14 protein-coding genes, 3 rRNA genes and 1 pseudogene are annotated in these 26,436 nt (G+C 44.9%); 7 read left to right on the top strand and 11 right to left on the bottom strand.

Features of this window, described 5'->3' with window-relative positions; all coding sequences use genetic code 11:
* Positions 1–1,866, bottom strand: coding sequence for a vWA domain-containing protein (locus C9I43_RS02355; protein WP_107881864.1), 1,866 nt, complete (start codon positions 1,864–1,866; stop codon positions 1–3).
* A 232-nt stretch (positions 1,867–2,098) separates the two neighbouring features.
* Between C9I43_RS02355 and dauA the strand changes: the two genes are divergently transcribed.
* The 4 genes from dauA to C9I43_RS02335 all read left to right on the top strand — a co-directional run bounded on the left by dauA (position 2,099) and on the right by C9I43_RS02335 (position 7,151).
* Positions 2,099–3,844 carry a C4-dicarboxylic acid transporter DauA gene (gene dauA / locus C9I43_RS02350; protein ID WP_107881862.1) on the top strand — a complete coding sequence of 582 codons (1,746 nt, stop codon included), beginning with the start codon at positions 2,099–2,101 and terminating at the stop codon, positions 3,842–3,844.
* A 287-nt stretch (positions 3,845–4,131) separates the two neighbouring features.
* On the top strand, positions 4,132–4,623 hold the full coding sequence (gene purE, locus C9I43_RS02345) for a 5-(carboxyamino)imidazole ribonucleotide mutase (RefSeq protein ID WP_076497055.1): 492 nt from the start codon (positions 4,132–4,134) through the stop codon (positions 4,621–4,623).
* Complete coding sequence (gene purK / locus C9I43_RS02340; protein WP_107881860.1) at positions 4,623–5,714, top strand: 5-(carboxyamino)imidazole ribonucleotide synthase; 1,092 nt, start codon at positions 4,623–4,625, stop codon at positions 5,712–5,714. Before purE ends, purK begins: the two co-directional genes overlap by 1 nt.
* A 174-nt stretch (positions 5,715–5,888) precedes the next feature.
* Positions 5,889–7,151, top strand: a complete 1,263-nt coding sequence (locus C9I43_RS02335) for a GGDEF domain-containing protein (protein WP_076497057.1) — start codon at positions 5,889–5,891, stop codon at positions 7,149–7,151.
* Positions 7,152–7,510: 359 nt separating this feature from the next.
* On the opposite strand, the gene C9I43_RS02325 is transcribed toward C9I43_RS02335, so the two are convergent.
* The 5 genes from C9I43_RS02325 to C9I43_RS02305 form a co-directional block, all read right to left on the bottom strand.
* A complete protein-coding gene (locus C9I43_RS02325; RefSeq protein WP_107881858.1) occupies positions 7,511–8,128 on the bottom strand; it encodes a transglycosylase SLT domain-containing protein in 618 nt (205 codons plus the stop codon).
* 206 nt (positions 8,129–8,334) lie between these two features.
* Positions 8,335–8,751 carry a hypothetical protein gene (locus tag C9I43_RS02320; RefSeq protein ID WP_107884003.1) on the bottom strand — a complete coding sequence of 139 codons (417 nt, stop codon included), beginning with the start codon at positions 8,749–8,751 and terminating at the stop codon, positions 8,335–8,337.
* Positions 8,752–8,795: 44 nt separating this feature from the next.
* The gene (gene gshA, locus C9I43_RS02315; RefSeq protein ID WP_181317841.1) at positions 8,796–10,367 is read right to left on the bottom strand and encodes a glutamate--cysteine ligase; all 1,572 of its coding nucleotides are present in this window, start codon (positions 10,365–10,367) and stop codon (positions 8,796–8,798) included.
* 265 nt (positions 10,368–10,632) lie between these two features.
* Positions 10,633–13,467, bottom strand: coding sequence for a M16 family metallopeptidase (locus C9I43_RS02310; RefSeq protein WP_107881856.1), 2,835 nt, complete (start codon positions 13,465–13,467; stop codon positions 10,633–10,635).
* 244 nt (positions 13,468–13,711) lie between these two features.
* The gene (locus C9I43_RS02305; RefSeq protein WP_107881854.1) at positions 13,712–14,140 is read right to left on the bottom strand and encodes a YqaA family protein; all 429 of its coding nucleotides are present in this window, start codon (positions 14,138–14,140) and stop codon (positions 13,712–13,714) included.
* Positions 14,141–14,431: 291 nt separating this feature from the next.
* Between C9I43_RS02305 and C9I43_RS02300 the strand changes: the two genes are divergently transcribed.
* Positions 14,432–15,685, top strand: coding sequence for a dicarboxylate/amino acid:cation symporter (locus C9I43_RS02300; RefSeq protein WP_076497063.1), 1,254 nt, complete (start codon positions 14,432–14,434; stop codon positions 15,683–15,685).
* Between the two features lie 262 nt (positions 15,686–15,947).
* Positions 15,948–16,115, top strand: coding sequence for a hypothetical protein (locus C9I43_RS18865; RefSeq protein WP_181317840.1), 168 nt, complete (start codon positions 15,948–15,950; stop codon positions 16,113–16,115).
* Between the two features lie 226 nt (positions 16,116–16,341).
* Here the strand turns inward: C9I43_RS18865 and C9I43_RS19195 are convergent.
* The 4 genes and pseudogenes from C9I43_RS19195 to C9I43_RS02280 all read right to left on the bottom strand — a co-directional run.
* Positions 16,342–16,615: pseudogene (locus C9I43_RS19195) on the bottom strand (transposase); the annotation flags it as partial.
* A gap of 398 nt (positions 16,616–17,013) precedes the next feature.
* Positions 17,014–17,129 (bottom strand): 5S ribosomal RNA (rrf, locus tag C9I43_RS02290).
* Between the two features lie 225 nt (positions 17,130–17,354).
* Positions 17,355–20,258: ribosomal RNA gene (locus tag C9I43_RS02285) — 23S ribosomal RNA — on the bottom strand.
* 371 nt (positions 20,259–20,629) lie between these two features.
* Positions 20,630–22,172, bottom strand: a 16S ribosomal RNA gene (locus C9I43_RS02280).
* Together the 16S, 23S and 5S rRNA genes form the textbook arrangement of a ribosomal RNA operon.
* 912 nt (positions 22,173–23,084) lie before the next feature.
* Between C9I43_RS02280 and C9I43_RS02275 the strand changes: the two genes are divergently transcribed.
* Positions 23,085–23,549: a DUF4124 domain-containing protein gene (locus C9I43_RS02275; protein ID WP_107881852.1), complete on the top strand. Its 465-nt coding sequence runs from the start codon at positions 23,085–23,087 to the stop codon at positions 23,547–23,549.
* 227 nt (positions 23,550–23,776) lie between these two features.
* On the opposite strand, the gene clpB is transcribed toward C9I43_RS02275, so the two are convergent.
* Positions 23,777–26,350: an ATP-dependent chaperone ClpB gene (gene clpB, locus C9I43_RS02270; protein WP_076500855.1), complete on the bottom strand. Its 2,574-nt coding sequence runs from the start codon at positions 26,348–26,350 to the stop codon at positions 23,777–23,779.
* Between the last annotated feature and the right edge of the window lie 86 nt (positions 26,351–26,436).

Below are 26,436 nucleotides of genomic sequence, written 5' to 3'. Positions count from 1 at the left end.
CTATTGTAATCTCTCATGGCTTGTATTGCTCCTGTCACTCACAGACTCGCTATGGAGTTTATCTTCTGGAGGAAAAGGTTTACCTGAGCCATTGAATGCTTTTTTTATCGGTATGCGACCCGATTGCACCATAGCCGAGGCAGTTTGTATCAGCTGCAAAAACTCATGCCGATAACCATAGGGGTCATTCCCCAATGCCGAACGCGCCAATAGGCTTAACTGAGTATAATCAAATTGATGTAGATAGTGACTGCCATTCAGTAATTGCCCAAAACCTGCAACCGCAGCGGCAAATCTAAAATCATCACTCGCTTGATCTAAATGCTTAACACCTTGATCTAGCCTTATGGGATAACTCAGCAACTGGCTTTGTGTTTGATCTGGCAATTTATATCTCAGTTTAAGAAAAGCGATTTCTTCACGGCTATATTTCTCTTGCCCCGTTGGAGCATCAACGCCATATCTGAGTTTATCATTCGCCCCATTTCCAGCTTCCACATACCTTAGTTCATACAAAGCCGTCACTGTATGACCTGCACCAATTTCGCCCGCATCTACCTTGTCGTTATTAAAATCCTCTCGCGCTAACGCGCGATTCTCATAACCAATCAGACGATATTCAGACACTAAGGCCGGATTAAACTCAACTTGTACTTTAACGTCTTTGGCAATAGTCAATAAGGTGGAGCTCAACTCATCCACCAGCACTTTTCGCGCTTCATTTAACGTATCGATATAGGCATAGTTGCCATTACCTTTGTCTGCTAATCGCTCCATCAGTTGATCGTTATAATTACCCTGACCAAACCCTAAGGTGGTTAAGCTAATACCATTGGCTTTTTCCTTTTCAACCAAGGCAATTAAATCATCAAAACTTGTCACGCCGACATTAAAGTCACCATCGGTTGCAAGGATCACGCGATTAATACCATTGGGGATAAAATGCTTTTTTGCCAATTGATAGGCTTGCGTAATTCCTTCTCCGCCATTGGTTGACCCACCTGCACTCAGTTGTTCTAACGCATAGGTTAAGGTTTGAGTATCATTACCCGACGCGCCATCGAGCACCACACCCGCGGCGCCGGCATAAACTACAATCGAAACTTTATCCTGTACACTTAACTGCGCCGTCAGTAGCTTGAGTGCTGTTTGTAGTAAAGGTAACTTATCGGCTGACGCCATTGAGCCTGAAACATCGAGTAAAAAGACTAAGTTGCTGGCGCCTATCTGAGACTTCGGTAAGTCATAACCTTTCAGCCCAATTCGCAGCAACATCATGTCATCGTTATAGGGTGAAGGCGCAAGCTCAGTCGTGACACTAAAGGGCGCCGTATTTTTAGCTGGCAAGGGATAATTGTAAGTAAAATAATTGAGCATCTCTTCAACCCTGACAGTGCCCTGCTCGGGTAAGCGCCCTTCCCTTAGCATTCGCCTTAAAGTGGCATAACTGCCAGTATCGACATCAATAGAAAAGGTCGATACTGGGGTTTCTCCGGCCACCATCATGCCATTTTGTATCTGCCGCTCGAATTTATCTTGTTCTAGTGGGATTACAGCATAGTCTCGCGGCATGGGAGCGATTCCCATAGTCGCACTATTGCGAGATATTGACATCGGCGCTACGACTCTAGCCATCTCAACCTTAGCAGCATCACGCATTTTTGTTTGGTGCAACGAGTTTTCTTTATGGTTTTGTTCTACTTGTTGCCGTTCTGCCTGTTGTTGAACCTCAACGCCTTTACCGCCACAGGCCGCTAAACCCAGAGTGACCAGCAATAAAGCGGCGCTATTAATCGCCAATACGACGGCACTTTTCCTGATTGACACCGAATTTAAAACGGATCTTAAGCAATATATCGTTTTCATATTGAATACCTTTGATGTTGACCTAAGACTGTAAACGGCGCTAATGGTAAAAAGAGTTATCACTTTTCTATTTTTTCAAAAAAATATTACGGGAGTTAACATCAGCTCCAAGCACACTCTTTATTTTACACAAAGTATTTACCCTCATTTTTGCCAACAAGATCACACTGCACATAGTATCTGCGCACTAGAATAGAGCTTGTTACTTTGTCCCTCGCAATGGAAATTTCTCGTGCCACACTCTGCTCATTTGTTTTCTTTAAGGATCGCCCACGCACTCACTGAAGCTTGCGTGAAGGATAAGTATTCGTTTAAACGTTTTGGACAAGATATTCTTGCAGGCCTCACCGTAGGTATTATCGCCATTCCGTTAGCAATGGCATTGGCGATTGCCAGTGGTGTTGCGCCGCAATATGGCTTATATACCGCGATTGTCGGCGGTTTTATTATCGCCATGTCGGGTGGCTCACGTTACAGTGTGTCAGGCCCAACGGCGGCATTTGTAGTATTACTTTACCCCATTGCCCAACAATTTGGTTTAGCCGGATTATTAGTCGCGACAGTAATGTCAGGAATGATACTTGTCGGCATGGCGACGCTACGCTTAGGCCGGTTGATTCTGTATATTCCTGAATCCGTCACCTTAGGTTTTACCGCGGGCATTGGCGTTGTTATCGCCACCTTACAGCTCAAAGACTTTTTCGGACTCGAGATTGCCCATATGCCAGAACAATATTTGGCTAAGCTAATAACATTAGCTCAAGCGTTGCCCTCAGTCCATTTACCTAGCCTACTGGTCGCCTCGGCCACATTAGCCATTATGTTGCTATGGCCAAAACTCAAAACCCCCGTACCTGCGCATCTTCCGGCCATTATACTTGGCACTGTGCTCGCTTTAGTCCTTAATGCGATGGGGGCAGACATAGAAACCATAGGTACCCGTTTCCACTATCAACTCAGTGATGGCAGTACAGGCATGGGGATACCAGCCATACTACCCAGTTTCGAATGGCCTTGGTTACAAGCAGGTGTCAATGGCCAAGCCTTTGAATTTAATCTCGACACTTTTCAAGCCTTATTGCCCGCCGCATTTGCCATAGCCATGTTAGGTGCGATTGAATCATTACTTTGCGCCGTTGTACTCGATGGTATGACAGGTAAACGCCACAGTGCCAACAGTGAGTTATTAGGCCAAGGCATAGGTAATATCATCACACCATTTTTTGGCGGCATACCGGCAACGGCGGCAATTGCACGCAGCGCGGCAAACGTCAAAGCTGGTGCACAAAGTCCGATTGCTGCCATGATCCACGCCATAGTTGTACTGTTTGGCTTAGTCGCCTTAGCGGGAGTATTAGCCTATTTACCCATGTCGGCTATGGCTGCACTGTTACTCGTTGTAGCTTGGAATATGAGCGAAGCCCATAAAGCAATGCATTTAGTTAAAACGGCGCCCACCAGCGATATCATGGTCTTTTTCAGCTGTTTCTCATTAACTGTTATTTTCGACATGGTGATCGCCATCAGTGTAGGAATCATCCTAGCGGCCTTGCTGTTTATGAAGGAAATTGCTGAGATGACAAAGCTTTATGATGTCAGTAACAATAAGCGTTATGTCGAACAAGAGTTACCCGATAATTGGGCCGTGATCAAAATTAATGGACCATTATTTTTCGCTGCGGCCGACCGTATTTTTGCTGAAATTGCCAGCCTCACTGAAGATAAACACGTGATTGTGCTTTATCTCGATGGCGTCTCTATTTTAGATGCCGGTGGTTTAGCCGCACTGAGCAAGCTGATTGAAAGATGTAAAGTGAATAGAACCAAGCTCATTATTACCGATCTCCAATTCCAGCCAATCCGTACCTTGGCCAGAGCCAGAGTTCAGCCAATTGAAGGTGTATTGAAGTTTTACCCCACATTGCGTGAGGCCATAACTGAAGCACCAGTATGTACTCAGCATACAGAAATCACATAGCCTTAGTCGTGTTAAGCCAATATCATTAAGTTTTATCAGCAAATTTAACGCCTGCAGAACAACAGAAAGACCCAAGGTTTAATGGGTCTTTCTCTCAGTAAATCCCCTCATAAATCCAACAATATTAAAGACGATTTCCCCATGCAAAAACGGGCAGAAATCATTAGGAACATGGTATTATTCTGCCCCATGATGCTTGCTAGCGATTACGCCTAGATAGATATCAACTGTACCAAAGCCTGAAAAAGGCTAAAATATAATTAAAATTAGTGAGTTAAGGAGTTATCATGCAAGCCCTTGTTGCTGTTGTTATGGGTTCTAAAAGTGATTGGCCCACTATGGAAGCCGCCGCTGAAATAATGGATAAACTGCAAGTGCCTTATCATGTTGAAGTGGTTTCCGCCCATAGAACGCCAGATAAACTCATGGAGTTTGCAGCCTCTGCCGCCGATCGTGGTTTTAAAATCATCATTGGTGGCGCCGGTGGTGCAGCGCACTTACCCGGTATGATTGCCTCTAAAACTCGTTTACCCGTATTAGGTGTGCCGGTACAAAGTAAAGCCCTGTCAGGCATGGATAGCTTATTGTCTATTGTGCAAATGCCAAAAGGCATCGCCGTTGGTACCTTAGCGATTGGCACTGCTGGCGCATTTAACGCAGGATTATTGGCCTGCCAAATACTAGCTAATAATGATGCTGAATTGGCAAAACGCGTAGAAGCATTCAGAGAAGAACAAACCCGTGCGGTACTGGACAACCCAGACCCGAGGGAAGCCTAATGACTCAGACAAACACGAAATCTAAGGTTTGGGTATTAGGTAATGGTCAGTTGGGGGCAATGCTAACCCACGCGGGTGAGCCATTAGCGATTGAAGTTCACGCCGTTGATATTATGACGCCTACCGATGAAATTCTACCGCTAGCGCCCCATGACATCATTACCGCCGAGCGCGAGCAATGGCCAGAATCCGCCCTTAGCTTACAACTGAGTTCTCACCCCCATTTTGTTAATGGTCCGGTATTTAGCCGTTTAGCCGACCGTTTTAGCCAAAAAAGCCTGCTTGAACAACTCAATGTGCCTACGGCGCCTTGGGTGTTAGTCGACGATACCACCCAAGTTGCAACGCTGTACCAAAACTACGGCCCAAGAGTATTAATGAAACGCCGTACCGGTGGTTATGACGGTAAAGGTCAACATTGGCTCAAACAAGCCGAAGCGGGTGATATTCCACACGACTGGCGTAACCTCGCCATTGCAGAACAAGCCATTAACTTTGATGAAGAAATATCATTAGTCGGTGTACGTACCCGTGCAGGCGAATGTGTGTTTTATCCACTGACACTTAACTTGCATCAAGACGGCATTTTAATGGCATCCATTGCGCCACTAACACGCTTAAACCATTTGCAAACCCAAGCTGAAACCATGCTTAGCGCAATTATGCACGAGCTTGACTACGTTGGCGTAATGGCAATGGAATGTTTCCGTGTTGGCGACAAACTGCTGGTAAATGAGCTTGCACCGCGAGTACATAACTCCGGACATTGGACTCAAGCCGGTACTCATATGGATCAATTCCAATTACACCTTAGGGCACTTTGTGGGGTTACGATCCCGCAACCACAAGTAAACTTTCAATGTGTTATGGTCAATCTTATTGGTATTGAACATGATTCACGCTGGTTAAGTTTGCCCAATGCTGAGTTGTATTGGTACAACAAAGAAGTGCGCCCTGGTCGTAAAGTTGGACATTTAAACCTTTCGGTGCCCAATATGGCAGTGTTTAAAAGCAGCATTACCGCCTTACAAACATGGATGCCAGTGCAATATCAGGCTCCGTTAGCGTGGATATTGGCTGAACTCACATAATAATTACGTTAATGTCGTATTTTATCCACAAATCACTGATATGAAACGATTCAATGTTTCATATCAGTTTATATTTTAATTTCCGTTATATACTTAACTAACGGAGCATAAATAAGTTAATGATGTATCGCATTAAATGAAAGCTAGCACTAACCCCAATAAAGGAATATTAGAGTGAAATTAAGGGATAATTTCAAACGTAAAACGATAGATCGCTTAGATTATCGCTATCATCTGTTACTACTTATTGTGCCGATATGTCTATTCGTGCTGCTATTTATCTTTAATGCGCCAACTGAAAACTGGACCATTCTGCCCTTACTATTTGTTTGTATCATTTACATCTTTGCCTATAGCCTAACTTACTACTTGCATCAAGGACGTCTGACTCGACTTTGGCAACACTTAGAACAAGTCGTCACGATGAATGATGCGATTTACGAACTGGCACACCTCTCAAGCCATTATAAAAATGAACATGCTTTTCTTGATGCCTTACTCAACAAAGCCGTATATGTGATTAATGGTGCCGAAATGGGTAGCATCATTAAGGTCAATGAAAACAATAATAAACTGCATTTTGAAGCGGGTGTAGGACTCGACTTAACAAAACTCAGATTGCTGGACTTCACCTTAGAACAAACCTTTGAATATCGACTCACAAAAGGAAGATGTGATCAGGTAGTTGTTGTTAATAATATCGAAAATATTAATGCAGGCAGTACCTTATCCAAAGAAGATCAACAAGTTTTACTTACAGCATCTAAGCAGCCGATACGTTCAACTCTGTCTAGCCCTATCCGTATTGACGGCAGGCTTTATGGCATGCTAAACCTCGACAGTAGCAGCGTCGGTGCTTTTAGCGATTATGATCGTAATTTGGTATCAATTCTGACCCACGAAGCCAGTAATGCCATTGCGCTTTATCAAAAATCACAACAGATCACTAAGCTCGCTAACTTTGATTCGCTAACTGGACTTTATAACCGAAAAAACTTTGAAGATGAACTACAGCACTGGCAACAGAAACCTCACCTTGGCAGCTTTCTGCTCATTATCGATATGGATAATTTAAAAGCCATCAACGATGCCTATGGACACCAAATGGGGGATATCGCCATCATTCAGACAGCGAATGCCATACTGAAGTGCTGGCAGAATAATGCAATTATCTCCCGCTTTGGAGGCGATGAATTTGTGGTTTTATGCCATGGCCCACAAACTCAAATTGAACAAGATTTAGAGAACATGCGTAAAAATTTAAACCACGAATCAGAGCTTAACCTCAGTTTTAGTTATGGCATTGCGATTTTTGAAAACGATTGGTCTCAATCCTTCAAAATAGCTGATCATGCAATGTATGAACAAAAACGGGCAAAGAAAAAAGCCATAAAAGCGTTAGAGGCCTTCGCAATAAAAGCCCAACACACTAATTGAAGTTGAGGCCAATATTTAAATCCAGTGTTAGCAATAATACCAATCGTATTAACTATCTGTTCATTCAGCGGGAGTTCAACGCGCTTTAGACAAGGCGAAGGCTTGAAGGCATAGTGGTGCTCTGTCGAAAGCCTTAAACGCAGTATAAAGCGTGTTGCCATGCAGTTAAATCAGCCGCCCTTTGGGAGCCTCACCGGTATCCCACTCCCGTGTTGCATTAACTTAAAAGGGAATGACCATTTCTGCGTCAATGCGCCTCGGATTGAAATACCGGTGAGGCTCTGAACTGATTAGATAGTTAATGTGACTGGTATAAACTTCAAGATTAAAAATGTTAACACTGGCACAAACGCTCAAGCTTAACCAAAAAATAAACGCCATAGCCAAGATGAATCTAACTCTTTTTGACAGGTTTTATATTGAGCGGCATAGCGTTTAGATCTCGCATCCACTTTGCTCGCGACCTTCACTAACCAAGCTTTTGATTTATAACTGCCGCGGCGATAACCGCCCCAACCTTCGTGATAATTAAGATACTGAGCCCTTGCATCCCACTTAGAGATACCATTTATTTTATTGGTTTTACTGATAAACCAACCCATAAAATCTATTGCATCATCAAAATTACTGCGACTCGACCAACTGTTCCCCGTCTCACGCACATAATCGTCCCATGTCATAGTTTTTGCTTGCGCATAGCCGTAGGCATCACTGGCACGGCCAATCGGGATAAAACCTAAAAAGTACTGCATAGGAGGTGCGGCATTATGCTTGAATGAACTTTCTTGATACATCATCGCTAATGGGACATGAACCGGTACACCCCATTTGTCGCGGGCATCTTTAGCGGCTTCATACCAACCACGGTGTTCTTGAAATATCCCACACAAATTTTCAGGAGATTTAGGAGGAGATGTTGCGCAACCAGATAAAATACCCAGCGTCGAAAACAGCAAAATAGCGGAAAGCCTATTCATTAATATCATGTTCTTTATAGAGTTAGCTGGCAACATGATGTCATAGACTCAGCTTGAGGCAAGCATAAAAAACATTTTTTAGCGCTTAGATCACCTAAACACTATCGCGAAACTATTGTAGTAATAAGATAATCTGCAGTGATAACAAGTTGAATTAATAGTCCTAAACAGAATGGAGTGACATAAATACAACGGATATGATGTTGCTATTTCGTTTCAGGACTCAGTTCAAATTGACACTCGTGCTGCTCTTGTAGCCATACACCGGGCTCCCAATAAGCGGTATCTTTTCCCATATAACGCTTATCGGTGTGGAGTAGTGCTCCTAAGTGATAACGCTGATGGCTCTGGATGTTAAGCTTCAATACTTTAGGAACCCGTGCAGTAACCGTAACCGATAAGTTAGGATCGTCAATCAATTCTGCCACTGTAAACTCATATTCACCGGGCGCTAACTGATAGTTAGGTTTCGAAACCACAGCTTGGCCATTTAAATGCGTTACCACAACACGATACCAATGCGTACTTGCATCGGGTTGCAGATAACCTGACACAGTACCACAGCCCAAAGGGTCTTCGGGTGAAGAGGCGCAACCCGATAAGAGGGCGCCCCCTCCAATCATAATTGCAGTGACGCTCAAACGCACATAAGAGCGTAAACTCGCTGTCACGACGTCATACCAAAATACTCTTTAAGATAATCATCAAAGGCAACCTTACTTTGAGCAGCTTCTAACTCGGCTTGTTTTTTTAGTGAGCTAACAGCTTCAGCTTGGTATTGTGCAATGGTTTCACTAGATAATGGATAATCAACAAAGTATTGATAATATTGCTGCGCCAATGTCATCACCCACTGACCATGATCTTGTCCTTGGTGGATCACGTTTTGCAGCACTTGTCCCGATAAAGTTAAATCAGGATCTTCAATCGCCTTACGCCAATGGGCTAAAGTCGCTTGATAATCTGTTTTTTCACCATCGAGTAACACCGCTAGCGTTTGTAATGAATCGAACAGTTGCTCCAACCAGATTTTCAGTGGCAGAGTTCCCTCAGCAGTTGATAACTCGAGCCCAGGTTTACGGCCTTCAAGTACAACAGCTTTAAGATTCGCTCCGAGCCTCGCCTCTTCAGTTGCATCAGACTTAGGTGATTCTGTTAATAAACAATGCAGCAGGAATAAATCAAGAAAACGCACTTGCGTCATCTCGATTCCTATAGGGCTAAATGGATTGACATCCAAAGCCCTAACTTCTATATATTCAACCCCAGCACGCGCTAAGGCTTCAGATGGCTTCTCACCACTACGTGTCACGCGCTTAGCGCGAATAGGTGAGTAAAACTCATTTTCAATCTGCAATACGTTGGCATTAAGTTGACGGTATTCGCCATCAACTTTAACGCCGATATTAGCAAAGCTTGCCGATGGCATTTTGATCGCCGCATTTATGCCTGCCAAATACTCAGGCAAAGAGTTATAGCTAATATTGAGATCTTCTTGCTCTTTATTGGTGTAGCCTAAATCGCTCATACGTAATGACGTGGCATAAGGCAGATATAGCGTGCCCTTGCCAGTCTTTTCAAACTTAAGGTCGGTTTTCTGATTTTTGATAAAAGAGCTGCATAACGCTGGTGAAGCGCCAAAAAAATACGGTAACACCCAGACTAAACGACGGTAGTTACGGATCAAGCCAAAATAAGACTCTGAAATAAAATCATCGTAACTTAACCGCTTATCGCTAAGATCATACAAACGTTGCCATAATTCTTGCGATACCGAAAAATTAAAGTGTACCCCTGAGATGATCTGCATCAGAGCGCCATAACGGTAGGTCAAGCCTTTACGATATAACGTTTTCATCATGCCGGTATTTGATGAGCCATAACGAGCTACGGGGATCTGCTGCTCATCTTTCACATAACAAGGCATACTCACAGGCCATAAGCGTTGACCATTTAAATTACGCACGCTAAAGGCATGGGTTTCAGTTAACCCACTTAACAGTTGTTCAACATCGTGATGAACAGGAGTAATAAACTCGAGCAAAGCTTCACTGTAATCAGTGGTTATACGCGAATGCATTAACGCCGAGCCTAATACTTCTGGGTGCGTATCTAGGGCTAAATAGCCCGATTCATCAATGCGTAATGCCTCACGCTCTATGCCACGTAACATACCTAAGAGTGCTGTGCGCCCGTTGGCGTCGGAGAAATGTTGTACTAATTCATTGAATGACTTCAATTTGCGCTTCTCTAATTGGTGATTCGCTATCGCGACAAGGTAACCGTCAGACCTTTATTTTGAGGCTTATCTTACAAGATACGCCTCAAAATAAATCTAAACCTGTCCATGTGGCAAGCCAAATTCACGCTTTGCGTGATTTAAAATAAATGGTGGTAGCTAATGCTACCACCATTTTTCGATGTAAATATCAGTAGAATAGTTGGCAAGCCACCACCACTAACAACATACTCGCCTAAACCCTATATAAGGGCAAAATAGCCATTTACAATACTAGGGTCTCAATTGGATAACCCATTGTAGCTAAATCCGTTTCAACTTTCGCTTTATCTCCCACCACCAAAATCACCATGTCATTGATGTTAAGCTCGGAAGCCGCCAGAGCATTGAGTTCATCTTTTGTGATGGTATTAATGATCTTATCCTGCTGAGTAGTAAAATCCTGATCCAATTGATAGCGTTGGATCATCCGTATAAAACCCGCTTTTTGATACGGCGTTTCATAATCAAGTGCTTGCCCTTGAGAAATAGAATTACGCATAAAGGTAAGTTCAGTATCTGTCATACCTTGTTGCTGATAAGTACTGATTTCCTTAACAAATTCAGCCAGTGCTTTCGCTGTTACGTCACTACGCACACTGCTTGTTCCTACAAAGTATCCCACTTCAGCTCCGCCCGTAAAACGGGTACGGGCGCCATAGGTATAACCTTTGTTTTCACGTAAATTAAGGTTGATACGGCTGTTAAATGCGCCACCTAACGGGTAGTTCATCAGGTAAGATTTAAAATAATTTCCAGTGGCATCATAGGGCAATGCGCGCTTAGCAATATTGATTACCGATTGCGCAGCGCCTGGTTTATCAATTAAATAAATAGTGCCACCTTTTAATGCCGGAAAAGGGTTAAGTGGCGGAACAACGGCAGCGTTTCCCTGCCATTGACTGAGCCCGTCCAACTTAGGCAGTAATACCGCTTCGGACAAATTGGCTACTGTCACTATTTTAGCGTTGGCGCCTTGATATTGCAGAGCATAAAATGCTTTAACATCAGCTAACGTGAGCGCAGCAACCGAATTAAGGGTTCCTATATCGCTTATGCCCAATGTATTGTCTTTGCCGTATAGCAAGGAAGATAGCGCAGCGTCAGCAAGATAACTCGGTTCAGATTGCATGCTTTGGATCTGCTGTAATAGCTGCTGCTTTACTCGCGCAAAGTCTGCATCTGTAAATGCGGGCTGAAACAACTTTTCTTCCATAATCGCCAACGTCTCATCTAAATGAGCCGTCAGAGCCGATATTTTAATCACGCTTTGGTATTCAGATGCACTGAAATCGACCGTACTACCCAACATTTCTAAGGCTTGCGAGAGTGCTTCACTACTGCGTTTTTGGCTAGACTCATTAAGCATTTCTGCGGTCAATAATGCTAAGCCCGCCTTTTCTACGGGGACGAGTCGATGGCCACCATTGAGATACACAATCAACTCGACCGTTGGCGTCTCAGTGCTTTGAGTGCCCATCACTTCGATGCCATTTTTTAACTTTTCAGTCCAAATTTTAGGAACTTTGAGCATAGGTGCTACGCCAGATGTGGGCATCTTAGTGCGATCAAAACTTGAAACCAATTTAGGCGTTGGTAAATCTCCCTCAACCGCCGTTTGGGCAATCGGTAAAGTTGCCGGTGTAAAGTTATCGGCATGGGCAATGAGTGACGTCATTCCCTGCGGTACTACACTCATGACCACCATAGGTTTATCTTTGATGTACTGTTTGAACACGCGCATCACATCGTCTTTAGTGACCTTGGCATAACGGCTCAAATCCGCGGCAATCATATTAGGATTACCCGACAAAATTTGGTTTGACGCTAAGGTCGAGACTTTACCAGAAACACTTTGCAGGCTAAAAATGGTATCTGCCTCAAACTGTACTTTTACTTTTTGCAGATCAGCATCAGTGACACCGCGTTGCTCAAACTCATTAATAGAGGCAAGAATACGCTGCTCAAGATCTGCCAACTTACCTCCCTTTTCAGGATTGGCGAGTGCATAAATCGACATCTGACATGCAAGCTCTTGGCAAGGATGGCTGACATTGGCCTGCACCGCATAACCATCCTTAACTAAGTTTTTGTATAACAACGAGGTCTTGCCGCCACCTAAAATGTTCGCGAGTAGATCGAGTGCGGCTTCATCGGAGTGTCTAGCATATACGGTAGGAAAACCAATACGAATCAAGGGTAAATGTACTTGATCTTCCATGGAGATATAGCGCGTCTGGTCTAAGTTAACCAGCGCTTTTTGCTCTAAAGATACTTCAGGACCACGGGGGATTTCACCAAAATATTGATTAACCCAGGCTAAGGTCTGCATTTCGTCAAAATCACCACCGATAGTAAGCGTGGCATTATTAGGGCCATACCAACGCTGGAAAAAATGTTTTACATCATCAACGCTGGCACGCTCAAGATCATCTGGCCAACCGATAACCGGCCAAGAATATGGATGTCCAACCGGGTATAAAGCTTGACTAAAACGTTCACTCATTCGGCCATAGGGCTGGTTATCAATACGTTGCGCACGCTCGTTTTTGACCGTCTCGCGCTGCACCTCAAATTTTTCACTCGTCAATGCGGGTAATAAAAATCCCATACGGTCCGACTCTAACCACAACATTTTTTCTAGTTGATTGCTGGGTACTGTCTCAAAATAATTGGTTCTGTCGGTATTTGTCGAGCCGTTTAAAGTGCCACCGGCCTCGGTCACCACTTCAAAATGTTGCTCATCGGCAACGTGCTGTGAGCCTTGAAACATCATGTGTTCAAATAAATGTGCAAAACCTGAACGGCCCGCTAATTCTCGTGCAGATCCCACATGATAGGTCACGTCAACATGTACTAATGGATCAGAATCATCTTGATGCAAAATAACCGTTAAACCGTTAGCTAATTGATACTTTTTATAGGGGATACCTACTTGCGAATCAGTAAATTGCACAGTTTCGATAAGTGTGACGCCCGCAGGTAAATTGGCAGAAGTCATTTCAGATGCGCAACCCGCGAGCGCGGCAGAAATTGCCAGCGCTAATATCCATTTTTTCAAAACATTTCCCTCTTACATCAATAGGTAAAATACAGCCTGCTCGTTAGCATGCTGTATTAAGTCATCGCTGGCTAAAATAGAGTGCCTAACCCTAAGAAAGTCTGGTATTAATCTAAAATGCGACTTAATGATTAAATATTAGGATTAAGACTGGCAAAATAAGCACTAAGTTCCTATCTATACAGCAAATTATGCTTAAATAGCAAAAATTCTCTTAGCCAAAGACAGATAACTCACCATAGCGTTACCATGTAAGCCATTGCAATACGGCTGCAGCAATAATCAAGTAACGAATTGTTTTACCGATTAACATCATCAATATCGATGGAATTAGCGGTAACTTCAACCAACCCGCTAGTAAACAGAGCACATCACCGATAACAGGCGCCCATGAAAGTAACAGTGCCCATACGCCGTAACGCTCAATTAAGGCAAGACCCTTAGTGTGTTTACCCGAGCTTAACTCCGCGGGTGTTTTAGCAAGACGAGCTAAATGGCCTATATAGAAACTTGTCATCGCGCCTAAAGTGTTACCTATGCTCGCCGTGACGACCAGCGCACCCCATGCTTCGGGGGAATTGCTTAATAGCGCGATGAGTAATACTTCAGATCCTCCCGGTAACAAAGTGGCTGCTAAAAAAGCGCCAGAAAACATGATTCCCAACTCAGCCATAATCTTTACTCAATGATAAATAAGTCTTTTTAAATCACATTTGATTATTTTTAAAATACTTTAATCAAATTTTTAAATTAATATTTTTACAACAAACTCACTTATGACAATAAGTTATAAGAAAATCAGTTTGTTATCACCCTAGCTCAGTCGATACAATGGGCTAACTATGGCAGGCCATGACAATACACATGATAAAGAGCATGTTACCAACAGGCTCAACTCGTTGAATATGGATCCTATCATTACAGGTCTATTGACTCACACTTAATTTATTTTTCTGGAATATGCATGATCTTTCAAACCATTAGCCGCATTCCGTTTTGGCAAAAAGTCTTAGCAGGTTTTATCTTAGGTGCACTCGTTGGCATAATTTTAGGTGAAACAGCAATTGTACTAAAACCATTGGGCGATCTGTTCATTGGCGCCATTAAAATGTTGGTCGCACCTTTGGTATTCTGTGCGATTGTCGTCAGTATTACGTCACTCGGCTCGCAAACTAGCTTAAAACGCCTCAGTCTTAAAACCTTAGGTATGTTTATGCTAACCGGCACAATTGCCTCTCTGATTGGCTTAGCGGTAGGCTCAATGATTGACATGGGTGGCACGATGCAACTCACAGCGACAGAGGTACGTGAGCGCAATATACCTGGCTTTGCACAAGTGTTACTGGATATGATCCCAGTGAATCCTTTCGCATCATTGGCTGAAGGTAAGGTATTGCAAATTATCGTATTTGCCGCTTTAGTAGGTATCGCTATTAATAAGGTCGGCGAAAAAGCTGAACCATTAAAACGTACCATCGAAGCGGGCGCAGAAGTCATGTTCCAATTAACCCGTATGGTATTAAAGCTGACCCCTATCGGGGTGTTTGGCCTAATGGCATGGGTAGTAGGAGAATACGGTTTATCGACCTTATTGCCTTTAGGTAAGTTTATTGGTGCAATCTACATTGCAGCCTTTATCCATATCATCTTCGTTTACGGTGGCATGGTAAAATTTGTTGGTGGTTTAAGCCCAATTCAATTTTTCCGTAAGGCGATGCCTGCGCAGTTAGTCGCTTTTAGTACCTCTTCCAGTTTTGGTACTTTACCTGCGAGCACCCGCGCAGTAGAAACGATGGGCGTATCAAAACGTTATAGCGCTTTTGTTATGCCATTAGGCGCCACGATGAACATGGATGGTTGTGGGGGGATTTACCCCGCAATTGCCGCTATCTTCATCGCGCAAATTTATAATATTCCGCTCGATACGCTCGACTATGTCATGATTGCTGTTACGGCAACAGTAGCTTCTGTAGGTACCGCTGGTGTGCCAGGAAGTGCGATGGTGATGCTAACGGTAACTTTGGGCGTAATTGGTCTGCCACTTGAAGGTATTGCCTTTATCGCCGCAATTGACCGTATTATCGATATGATCCGCACGGCAACTAACGTAACGGGTGATATGATGACTGCAGTAGTGATTGGTAAGTCTGAGAATGAACTGGATGAAGCGCAATTTTATTCAAATGATACCCAAGACGTAACACCTGTAAATTCGTAATCATAGCGGTCGGCAGCTCACCAACATAACAACAGACCGCTTCGGCGGTCTTTTATTAACCCGTAATAAAAATCTACTAATAATCCCAATACTGAATAAAATCTCTTTGTCAGTAAGCTAAAATCAAAGTCTTATTCATCCATACCGCTACTGGTTAACCATCTCAGATTACAGCTGCTCTCTACTTGCTAAAATAAGTTACTCAAATAAGATCAAACTGTTAGACTCTAAATTATCCTAACTCATTATTTAGCAGCATAAAATGACCAGACTATTCCTTATTCCGCTGATCTTGTGTCTGTTTTGGGCATTATTTTTAAAAGCGAATAAACTCACACTAAAACAAGGCCAACAGGGTTTTATCTATATTATCGGCATCTGTGGCGGGCTAATTTTAATCCTCACGGCATTATTGTTACTAACTGCTTAGCCCTGTAACAATATTTACTCGCTCGTAGACGCCTTTCCGTTGATCCAATCTAACCTTATTTTCGAGAGATCAGCAGCAGACTCTAGCTTTATCAGTCATCCCGCTGTTACCCTAATGAACGCCAACAACACTGCAGCAATACCATTCCGCATCAGTTTTTGCCCATATTAGCCCAGTCTCGTATGCACAAACTTTTTCCCCTGTCCTTGCCTGAATAAACCTATTCCAAGCATTGCCATACCTGTTCTATCGGATTCAACTCTGGGGAATAGGCTGGAAATTTAAGGACCGATAACTTACTGAATTCTTTTGCTATATCATCCGTATGCTAGACCTCACAATCAATGATAACAAGTGCATATCTATCCGAATGAGTTGCCTCTGATATTAGCGTTGAGTGTTGCCTCATTGCATCTTTTAACGAAAAGCGTGACCAACGCTTCTGTTACCCCCGTCGCTGGGCACACTGCACCAAAGAGATAAGCATATTCACATTGCTGTTATCTGATTTAACTAAGGCTAGGATATTGGGCTTGTTCATACTTTGTAAGGTGAGAAAGTGACGACTTATTAGATCATATAATTAAAGTAATTGGTATTAGTGGTTATGACGATATTGTTGAGCAATGCTCCATCGCATGGAATAGCTTCATTGAGAAGAAAGAAAGGGTGAGCAAATTGTGCTCTAGACGATGAGCAATGTTGACCAGTTAATTAATATAAATGGTATTAGATAATCAGAACATCGATGCTAGGTGTACTTCGCTAGACGCTTACGATGACGTCGCAACAAAGACAGCGTCTTTAATGCACAAAAATATTGTTTATACCAAATCACAGACGCAAAAAAGCCAGCTTATTCAGCTGGCTTCGTTACATCTCATCGAGATAATTAGGCGCTTGGCGATGACCTACTCTTACATGGGGAGACCCCACACTACCATCGGCGCGTTTGCGTTTCACTGCTGAGTTCGGGATGGGATCAGGTGGTTCCACAAGGCTATTGTCACCAAGCAAATTCTTACTGGTTAATTGTCCGTCTGACGGTATTGTCTCCTCGCTACTGTGCTCATGTACTAACGTACACTCCGCGCCTCGCTCGTCACGGCTTTGTCAGCCTAACAATTTCCTGCGTAATTAACCTTTAAATTAAAATTTGAAAAGCTGATTTGCTTTGAGTCTTTAACTTTATCAAGTGTCACTATTCGTCTAAGGCCATATAAAACCCATCTGGGTTGTATGGTTAAGCCTCTCGAGTCATTAGTACATGTTAGCTCAACGCCTCACAACGCTTACACACCATGCCTATCAACGTCCTAGTCTCGAACGGCTCTTTAGAGGAATTAAATTCCTAGGGATGACTCATCTCAGGGCTCGCTTCCCGCTTAGATGCTTTCAGCGGTTATCGATTCCGAACGTAGCTACCGGGCAATGCCATTGGCATGACAACCCGAACACCAGCGGTTCGTCCACTCCGGTCCTCTCGTACTAGGAGCAGCTCCCTTCAATCATCCAACGCCCACGGCAGATAGGGACCGAACTGTCTCACGACGTTCTGAACCCAGCTCGCGTACCACTTTAAATGGCGAACAGCCATACCCTTGGGACCGACTTCAGCCCCAGGATGTGATGAGCCGACATCGAGGTGCCAAACACCGCCGTCGATATGAACTCTTGGGCGGTATCAGCCTGTTATCCCCGGAGTACCTTTTATCCGTTGAGCGATGGCCCTTCCATTCAGAACCACCGGATCACTATGACCTACTTTCGTACCTGCTCGACGTGTATGTCTCGCAGTTAAGCTGGCTTATGCCATTGCACTAACCGTACGATGTCCGACCGTACTTAGCCAACCTTCGTGCTCCTCCGTTACTCTTTGGGAGGAGACCGCCCCAGTCAAACTACCCACCAGGCACTGTCCCGAACCCCGATAAGGGGCCGCGGTTAGAACATCAAAACTACAAGGGTGGTATTTCAAGGACGACTCCATCATGACTAGCGTCACAACTTCATAGTCTCCCACCTATCCTACACATGTAGGTTCAATGTTCAGTGCCAAGCTATAGTAAAGGTTCACGGGGTCTTTCCGTCTAGCCGCGGGTATACGGCATCTTCACCGCAATTTCAACTTCACTGAGTCTCGGCTGGAGACAGCGTGGCCATCATTACGCCATTCGTGCAGGTCGGAACTTACCCGACAAGGAATTTCGCTACCTTAGGACCGTTATAGTTACGGCCGCCGTTTACCGGGGCTTCGATCATGAGCTTCTCTTGCGATAACCCAATCAATTAACCTTCCGGCACCGGGCAGGCGTCACACCGTATACTTCCTCTTGCGAGTTTGCACAGTGCTGTGTTTTTGATAAACAGTTGCAGCCACCTGGTATCTGCGACTCCCGTCAGCTTAGAGAGCAAGTCTCATCACCAACAGGAGCGTACCTTCTCCCGAAGTTACGGTACCATTTTGCCTAGTTCCTTCAGCCGAGTTCTCTCAAGCGCCTTGGTATTCTCTACCCGACCACCTGTGTCGGTTTGGGGTACGATTCCCACTAACCTGAAGCTTAGAAGATTTTCCTGGAAGCATGGCATCAACTACTTCAGTCCCTTAGGACCTCGTCATCAGCTCTCAGTCTGCACACTAAAGTGCGATTCCCCGGATTTGCCTAAGAAATCAACCTACCACCTTAAACGCGGACTACCAACGCCGCGCTAGCCTAGCCTTCTCCGTCTCTCCATCGCAGTTAGCGGAAGTACAGAAATATTAATCTGTTTCCCATCGATTACGCCTTTCGGCCTCACCTTAGGGGTCGACTCACCCTGCCCCGATTAACGTTGGACAGGAACCCTTGGTCTTCCGGCGAGGGGGTTTTTCACCCCCTTTATCGTTACTCATGTCAGCATTCGCACTTCTGATACCTCCAGCGTGGGTTACCCCTTCACCTTCAACGGCTTACAGAACGCTCCTCTACCGCGCAGTCCTAATGGACCGCACCCGTAGCTTCGGTGACTAGCTTAGCCCCGTTACATCTTCCGCGCAGGCCGACTCGACTAGTGAGCTATTACGCTTTCTTTAAATGATGGCTGCTTCTAAGCCAACATCCTAGCTGTCTAAGCCTTCCCACATCGTTTCCCACTTAGCTAGTACTTTGGGACCTTAGCTGACGGTCTGGGTTGTTTCCCTTTTGACGACGGACGTTAGCACCCGCCGTCTGTCTCCCGAGTAGTACTCACTGGTATTCGGAGTTTGCAAAGGGTTGGTAAGTCGGGATGACCCCTAGCCTTAACAGTGCTCTACCCCCAGTGGTATTCGCTCGAGGCGCTACCTAAATAGCTTTCGAGGAGAACCAGATATCTCCGAGTTTGATTGGCCTTTCACCCCCAGCCACAAGTCATCCGCTAATTTTTCAACATTAGTCGGTTCGGTCCTCCAGTTGATGTTACTCAACCTTCAACCTGCCCATGGCTAGATCACTCGGTTTCGGGTCTACACCTTGCAACTAAACGCGCAGTTAACACTCGGTTTCCCTACGGCTCCGCTATTCGCTTAACCTCGCTACAAAATGTAAGTCGCTGACCCATTATACAAAAGGTACGCAGTCACGGTCTCAAGAACCGCTCCCACTGCTTGTACGTATACGGTTTCAGGTTCTATTTCACTCCCCTCACAGGGGTTCTTTTCGCCTTTCCCTCACGGTACTGGTTCACTATCGGTCAGTCAGGAGTATTTAGCCTTGGAGGATGGTCCCCCCATATTCAAACAGGATGTCACGTGTCCCGCCTTACTCGTTTTCATCTATGGTTAGTTTTCATGTACGGGGCTATCACCCTGTGCCGCTGAGCTTTCCAACTCATTCCACTAACACCCCATAGACTTAAGGGCTAATCCCCGTTCGCTCGCCGCTACTAGGGGAATCTCGGTTGATTTCTTTTCCTAAGGGTACTTAGATGTTTCAGTTCCCCTCGTTCGCCTCTACACACTATGTATTCATGTGTAGATAACAGCTTATGCTGCTGGGTTCCCCCATTCGGACATCGTTAGCTCAAATGCTTGTTACTAGCTCGCCAACGCTTTTCGCAAGTTACTACGTCCTTCATCGCCTCTGACTGCCAAGGCATCCACCGTATACGCTTAGTCGCTTAACCATACAACCCAAATGAGTTTCACTCATCTGCGCCGCATTGCGACCAGCTTGGTTTTACTTGTCTCACTCCCGACCAGGAAGTGGACGCGCCTTAGACGTGAAATACTCTGCCACCACAGCAAAATACTTCACTTTGAATATTCAAGACACTTAATAAAGTGTTTGAGAACTCATGATGCAAGTGTTTCCACACTTACATCGGTTTGTAATTAACATAACGACAGACATCATCATGTTAATCACTATCAGCTTTCCAAATTGTTAAAGAACAACATCTACCTGCAAGAGGGATGTTTCGCTCTGCTTCTCCTAAGAGAAGTTAAACAAGCAATCTGTGTGAACACTCAACAAACATTAAGTTAGTCGTATAGGTAAGGAGGTGATCCAGCCCCAGGTTCCCCTAGGGCTACCTTGTTACGACTTCACCCCAGTCATGAACCACAAAGTGGTGAGCGCCCCCCCGAAGGTTAAGCTACCCACTTCTTTTGCAGCCCACTCCCATGGTGTGACGGGCGGTGTGTACAAGGCCCGGGAACGTATTCACCGTGACATTCTGATTCACGATTACTAGCGATTCCGACTTCATGGAGTCGAGTTGCAGACTCCAATCCGGACTACGACGAGCTTTGTGAGATTAGCTCCACCTCGCGGCTTTGCAACCCTCTGTACTCGCCATTGTAGCACGTGTGTAGCCCTACTCGTAAGGGCCATGATGACTTGACGTCGTCCCCACCTTCCTCCGGTTTATCACCGGCAGTCTCCCTAGAGTTCCCACCATTACGTGCTGGCAAATAAGGATAGGGGTTGCGCTCGTTGCGGGACTTAACCCAACATTTCACAACACGAGCTGACGACAGCCATGCAGCACCTGTCTCACAGTTCCCGAAGGCACAAGTCCATCTCTGGTCTCTTCTGTGGATGTCAAGAGTAGGTAAGGTTCTTCGCGTTGCATCGAATTAAACCACATGCTCCACCGCTTGTGCGGGCCCCCGTCAATTCATTTGAGTTTTAACCTTGCGGCCGTACTCCCCAGGCGGTCTACTTAATGCGTTAGCTTGAGAGCCCAGTGTTCAAGACACCAAACTCCGAGTAGACATCGTTTACGGCGTGGACTACCAGGGTATCTAATCCTGTTTGCTCCCCACGCTTTCGTGCCTGAGCGTCAGTCTTTGTCCAGGGGGCCGCCTTCGCCACCGGTATTCCTCCAGATCTCTACGCATTTCACCGCTACACCTGGAATTCTACCCCCCTCTACAAGACTCTAGTTCGCCAGTTCAAAATGCAATTCCCAGGTTGAGCCCGGGGCTTTCACATCTTGCTTAACAAACCGCCTGCGCACGCTTTACGCCCAGTAATTCCGATTAACGCTCGGACCCTCCGTATTACCGCGGCTGCTGGCACGGAGTTAGCCGGTCCTTCTTCTGTAGGTAACGTCACAGTAACGCGCTATTAACACGCTACCTTTCCTCCCTACTGAAAGTGCTTTACAACCCGAAGGCCTTCTTCACACACGCGGCATGGCTGGATCAGGGTTGCCCCCATTGTCCAATATTCCCCACTGCTGCCTCCCGTAGGAGTCTGGGCCGTGTCTCAGTCCCAGTGTGGCTGATCATCCTCTCAGAACAGCTAGGGATCGTCGCCTTGGTGAGCCATTACCTCACCAACTAGCTAATCCCACCTAGGTTCATCCAATCGCGAAAGGCCCGAAGGTCCCCTTCTTTCCCCCGTAGGGCGTATGCGGTATTAGCAGTCGTTTCCAACTGTTATCCCCCTCGACTGGGCAGATCCCTAGGTATTACTCACCCGTCCGCCGCTCGCCGCCTCAGGAGTAAACTCCCTTGCGCTGCCGCTCGACTTGCATGTGTTAGGCCTGCCGCCAGCGTTCAATCTGAGCCATGATCAAACTCTTCAATTAAAGTTTTTTGCTTCTCAACTTCTTATAAATAAGAAGCCAATCAGCGGCTCAATGAATTCTGATTTTTTGTTTCCACATCCCTATAAAGGAAGCAGAAACAAACTGTACATATTGCTATGAACACTCATTGTTACATTGATTTAAATTTTTGACTGCCAACCCGAAGGCTAAGCAGTTTCGATTAACTCAACACCTGTGAGTGTCCACACAGATTTCTTGTTTTATATTGTTAAAGAGCAACTCAATCTCATCAGAGAATGTGAGTACCACGCTGAGCATCAAATGCTTCCAGGTGGCTAGGGCTGCGTATTCTACGCATTTCCCATTGTGCGTCAAGGAGTTTTTTACAAACTTTCTTAACACTCATCAATCAGTAAACTTATCGATGAACTGTCACATCAGGCGGCTTAACGCTGTCTGCCGTGTCAGTGGATGCGCATTATAGGGAGATTGAGAAAGTGCGCAAGGGCTTTTTAAACAATTAAAATCAAACGCATGAATAACCATCAAACTGCAGAAATATGCTGCAACATTGGCTGATTATCCCTATTGAGCAGAGACATTTGACTAAGAAAATCACCAACTATCGTGGTTTTAATGGATTGAACTCCTATAAACAGAGGTGAATAGGTATTTTATCTATAATAAGTAAACGCTCTCAAATATAGAAAGGATAGTAGTGATGGCCTAAGATCAGAGGCGATAACCGCATAGCTGCCAAATTCACTATGCCATTGCATTCTTAGCATGATGAGATACTCAATCATTGCTCTATAAACAGATACTGTTATTTTTACTGTTTGATTGGATGAATTTTGCATACACTGATTTGTGTTAAGCCATGGGCGTGGCTCTAGCCTTCAAGAAAGCATATTTTATTGTATCGATAAGCTGCCATTAGGAATAATTTCAATGTTACCTGTGAACAAGTTCAGCACAATATTATGCCAATGGCTCTGGCTAGGCCTTTTTACTAGTCCTGTTTTGGCAGACGTGATTTATACTTGGGTTGATGATAATGGGGTGACGCATTACAGCCAGCAGGCCCCACAACAAGAAAGTATTAAAGCTGAGAAGCTATACAGTAAAGATTTGTCGCAGGCTAAAGTGGGTTTTATTGCACCGGTAAAGAAAGAAGAAGTGCCACAAACCAGTGAAGTAGAAAAGTCAGCAGCTTTGATTAGACAAAAAGATGCCAAACAGGCTCAATCGATTTGCGAGAGTGCAACACATAATTTAGAAGTACTGACGACGCATACTAATCTTATCCGACAAACTTCAGATTCGAGCAAGCCTGTCGCGATGACTGAAGAAGACCGCCAAACATCGATTGCTCAGCAACAAGAAAGAATCAAACTCTTCTGTAATAAGAAGTGATAAAAATAGCAGCCGATAATCTCAACAATAAAAAGTGCTTTAGTACATAAAAAAGGGCTGAGTTAGAAACTCAGCCCTTTTAGGTTTTAGTGCTTTGATGCAGGTCAGGTACCGATTAAATCAACTCTGTATTGATTGATTTCAAGCTCAGTTTTTAGAACGCTTATTTTAAAATAACCGGTGCACCTACCTCAAGCATTCACCTCACATTCAAACAATACACATTGTTATTGCTCAAATACTAACTCGCCACCCGCACAGCTGACTTTGATTGGTTTGCCTGGTAATAAATCGCCACGCAACAATCTTTGCGCCAGTGGGTTTTCGACTTCTTGCTGCAATGCCCGTTTCAAGGGTCTTGCACCATACACAGGATCGAAACCAATTTCTGCAATCAACGATAATGCGTCGTCGGTGATCTCCAATGTATAGTCCTTCTCTGCCAAACGTTGGCGTAAAGAAGCAATCTGTATCGAAGCAATACGTTTGATATTGGCAGCATCCAATGGATGGAATACCACAGACTCATCAATACGGTTTAAAAACTCGGGTCTGAAGCTGTGGGTGACCACATTCATTACCGCTGCTTTCATCTCTGCATAGGTTACTTGACCAAATCCTTCTTGGATAATGTCGGAGCCTAAGTTCGAGGTCATGATGATCACTGTATTTCTAAAGTCTACAGTACGACCTTGACCATCGGTTAAACGTCCATCGTCAAGCACTTGCAGTAAGATGTTAAACACATCAGGATGCGCTTTCTCAACTTCGTCGAGCAATATCACCGAATATGGTTTACGACGAACGGCTTCTGTTAAGTAACCGCCCTCTTCATAGCCCACGTATCCAGGAGGCGCACCCACTAAGCGCGACACTGAGTGTTTCTCCATAAACTCAGACATATCAATACGTACTAAAGCCGATTCGGTATCGAATAAGAACCGCGCCAATGATTTACACAGCTCAGTTTTACCCACACCCGTTGGGCCTAAAAACAGGAACGAACCAATCGGACGATTTGGATCCGCCAATCCTGCGCGACTACGACGGATCGCGTTAGAAACCGCATCAACGGCTTCATTTTGGCCAATAACCCGCTCATGCAACGCCACTTCCATTTGCAGTAATTTTTCGCGCTCGCCCTCAAGCATTTTCGATACGGGAATGCCCGTCGCTTTAGACAAGACTTCGGCGATTTCAAACTCTGTGACCTTATTACGTAATAAAGTCATATCTTGCATTTCAGCTTGGGACGCTAAATCAAGCTGCTTTTCAAGCTCAGGAATGCGACCGTACTGCAGCTCAGACATCCGCGTTAAATCACCCGCACGACGTGCGACTTCTAAGTCCATTCGAGCTTGCTCAAGATCAGCTTTAATGTGCTGAGTTCCCGCTAATGCGGCTTTTTCAGTATGCCAAATTTCGTTCAGATCAGAGGCTTTGGCTTCAACTTCACGTAATTCTTCTTGCAAGGTTTCAAGCCTACGACGACTCGCCTCATCACTTTCTTTGGCTAACGCTTGCTCTTCCAACTTAAGCTGAATAGCACGACGCTCTAATCTATCAAGCGACTCGGGCTTAGAGTCCATCTGCATACGGATACTCGATGCAGCTTCGTCAATTAAATCAATTGCCTTATCGGGTAACTTACGGTCCGACACATAACGGTGCGACATAGTCGCTGCCGCCACAATCGCCGGATCGGTAATTTCAACATGGTGATGCAGCTCATAACGCTCTTTCAGTCCACGCAAGATAGCGATAGTGTCTTCAACGCTTGGCTCATCCACCAGTACTTTTTGGAAACGACGTTCAAGCGCCGCATCCTTTTCAATGTATTGACGATACTCATCGAGCGTCGTTGCGCCGACACAGTGCAAATCACCGCGCGCTAATGCAGGTTTGAGCATGTTACCCGCATCCATTGCGCCCTCGCCTTTACCCGCACCGACCATAGTATGTAATTCGTCGATGAAGAGGATGACTTGGCCCTCTTCCTGAGCTAGTTCGTTCAGTACCGCTTTTAAACGTTCTTCAAACTCACCACGATATTTAGCGCCCGCAATCAATGACCCCATATCGAGCGATAACACTCGCTTATTTTTAATACCTTCGGGCACTTCGCCATTAACGATACGCTGGGCAAGCCCTTCAACAATCGCTGTTTTACCCACACCAGGCTCACCAATGAGCACAGGGTTGTTTTTGCTACGACGTTGTAATACTTGGATTGTGCGACGAATCTCTTCATCACGGCCGATCACAGGATCCAATTTACCCTGCTCTGCTCGCTCAGTAAGATCGATGGTAAATTTTTTCAACGCTTGGCGTTGATCTTCCGCATTAGGATCGTCTACTTTTTGTCCGCCACGCATCTGTTCAATCGTTTGTTCCAGTAATTCTTTAGTCGCACCGGATTTTTTCAGCGCTTGCGCAAGGGCGTCGGTACCTTCTAAGGCCGCCAGCACAAATAACTCACTAGAGATATATTTGTCTTTACGCTTTTGCGCCAACTTATCACACAGGTTTAATAACCGTATCAACCCTTGGGATAATTGCACATCGCCGCCAGTACCTTCGACTTGCGGTAAACGCTCAAGCTCTTGGCTCAAAAGCGATCGCAGCGCACTCACGCGAATGCCCGCTTGGGTTAATAACGGATGGATTGAACCTGAATCTTGGTTCAACAATGCCATCATCAAATGCAGTGGTTCAATAAACTGATGATCACGCCCAAGTGCAAGAGACTGGGCATCTGAGATGGCAAGCTGAAATTTATTGGTCATACGATCGAGTCGCATACAGCCTCCTAAAACTCACATAGTAGAGATATACCAATCCACAAGATATCTTGCCAATTAAGTAGCTTTAGATAAGTACTGCTAAT

This window comes from Shewanella morhuae (assembly GCF_003028295.1).
Taxonomy (GTDB): Bacteria; Pseudomonadota; Gammaproteobacteria; order Enterobacterales; family Shewanellaceae; genus Shewanella; species Shewanella morhuae.
This window is presented reverse-complemented; position numbering and strand designations above follow the sequence as displayed.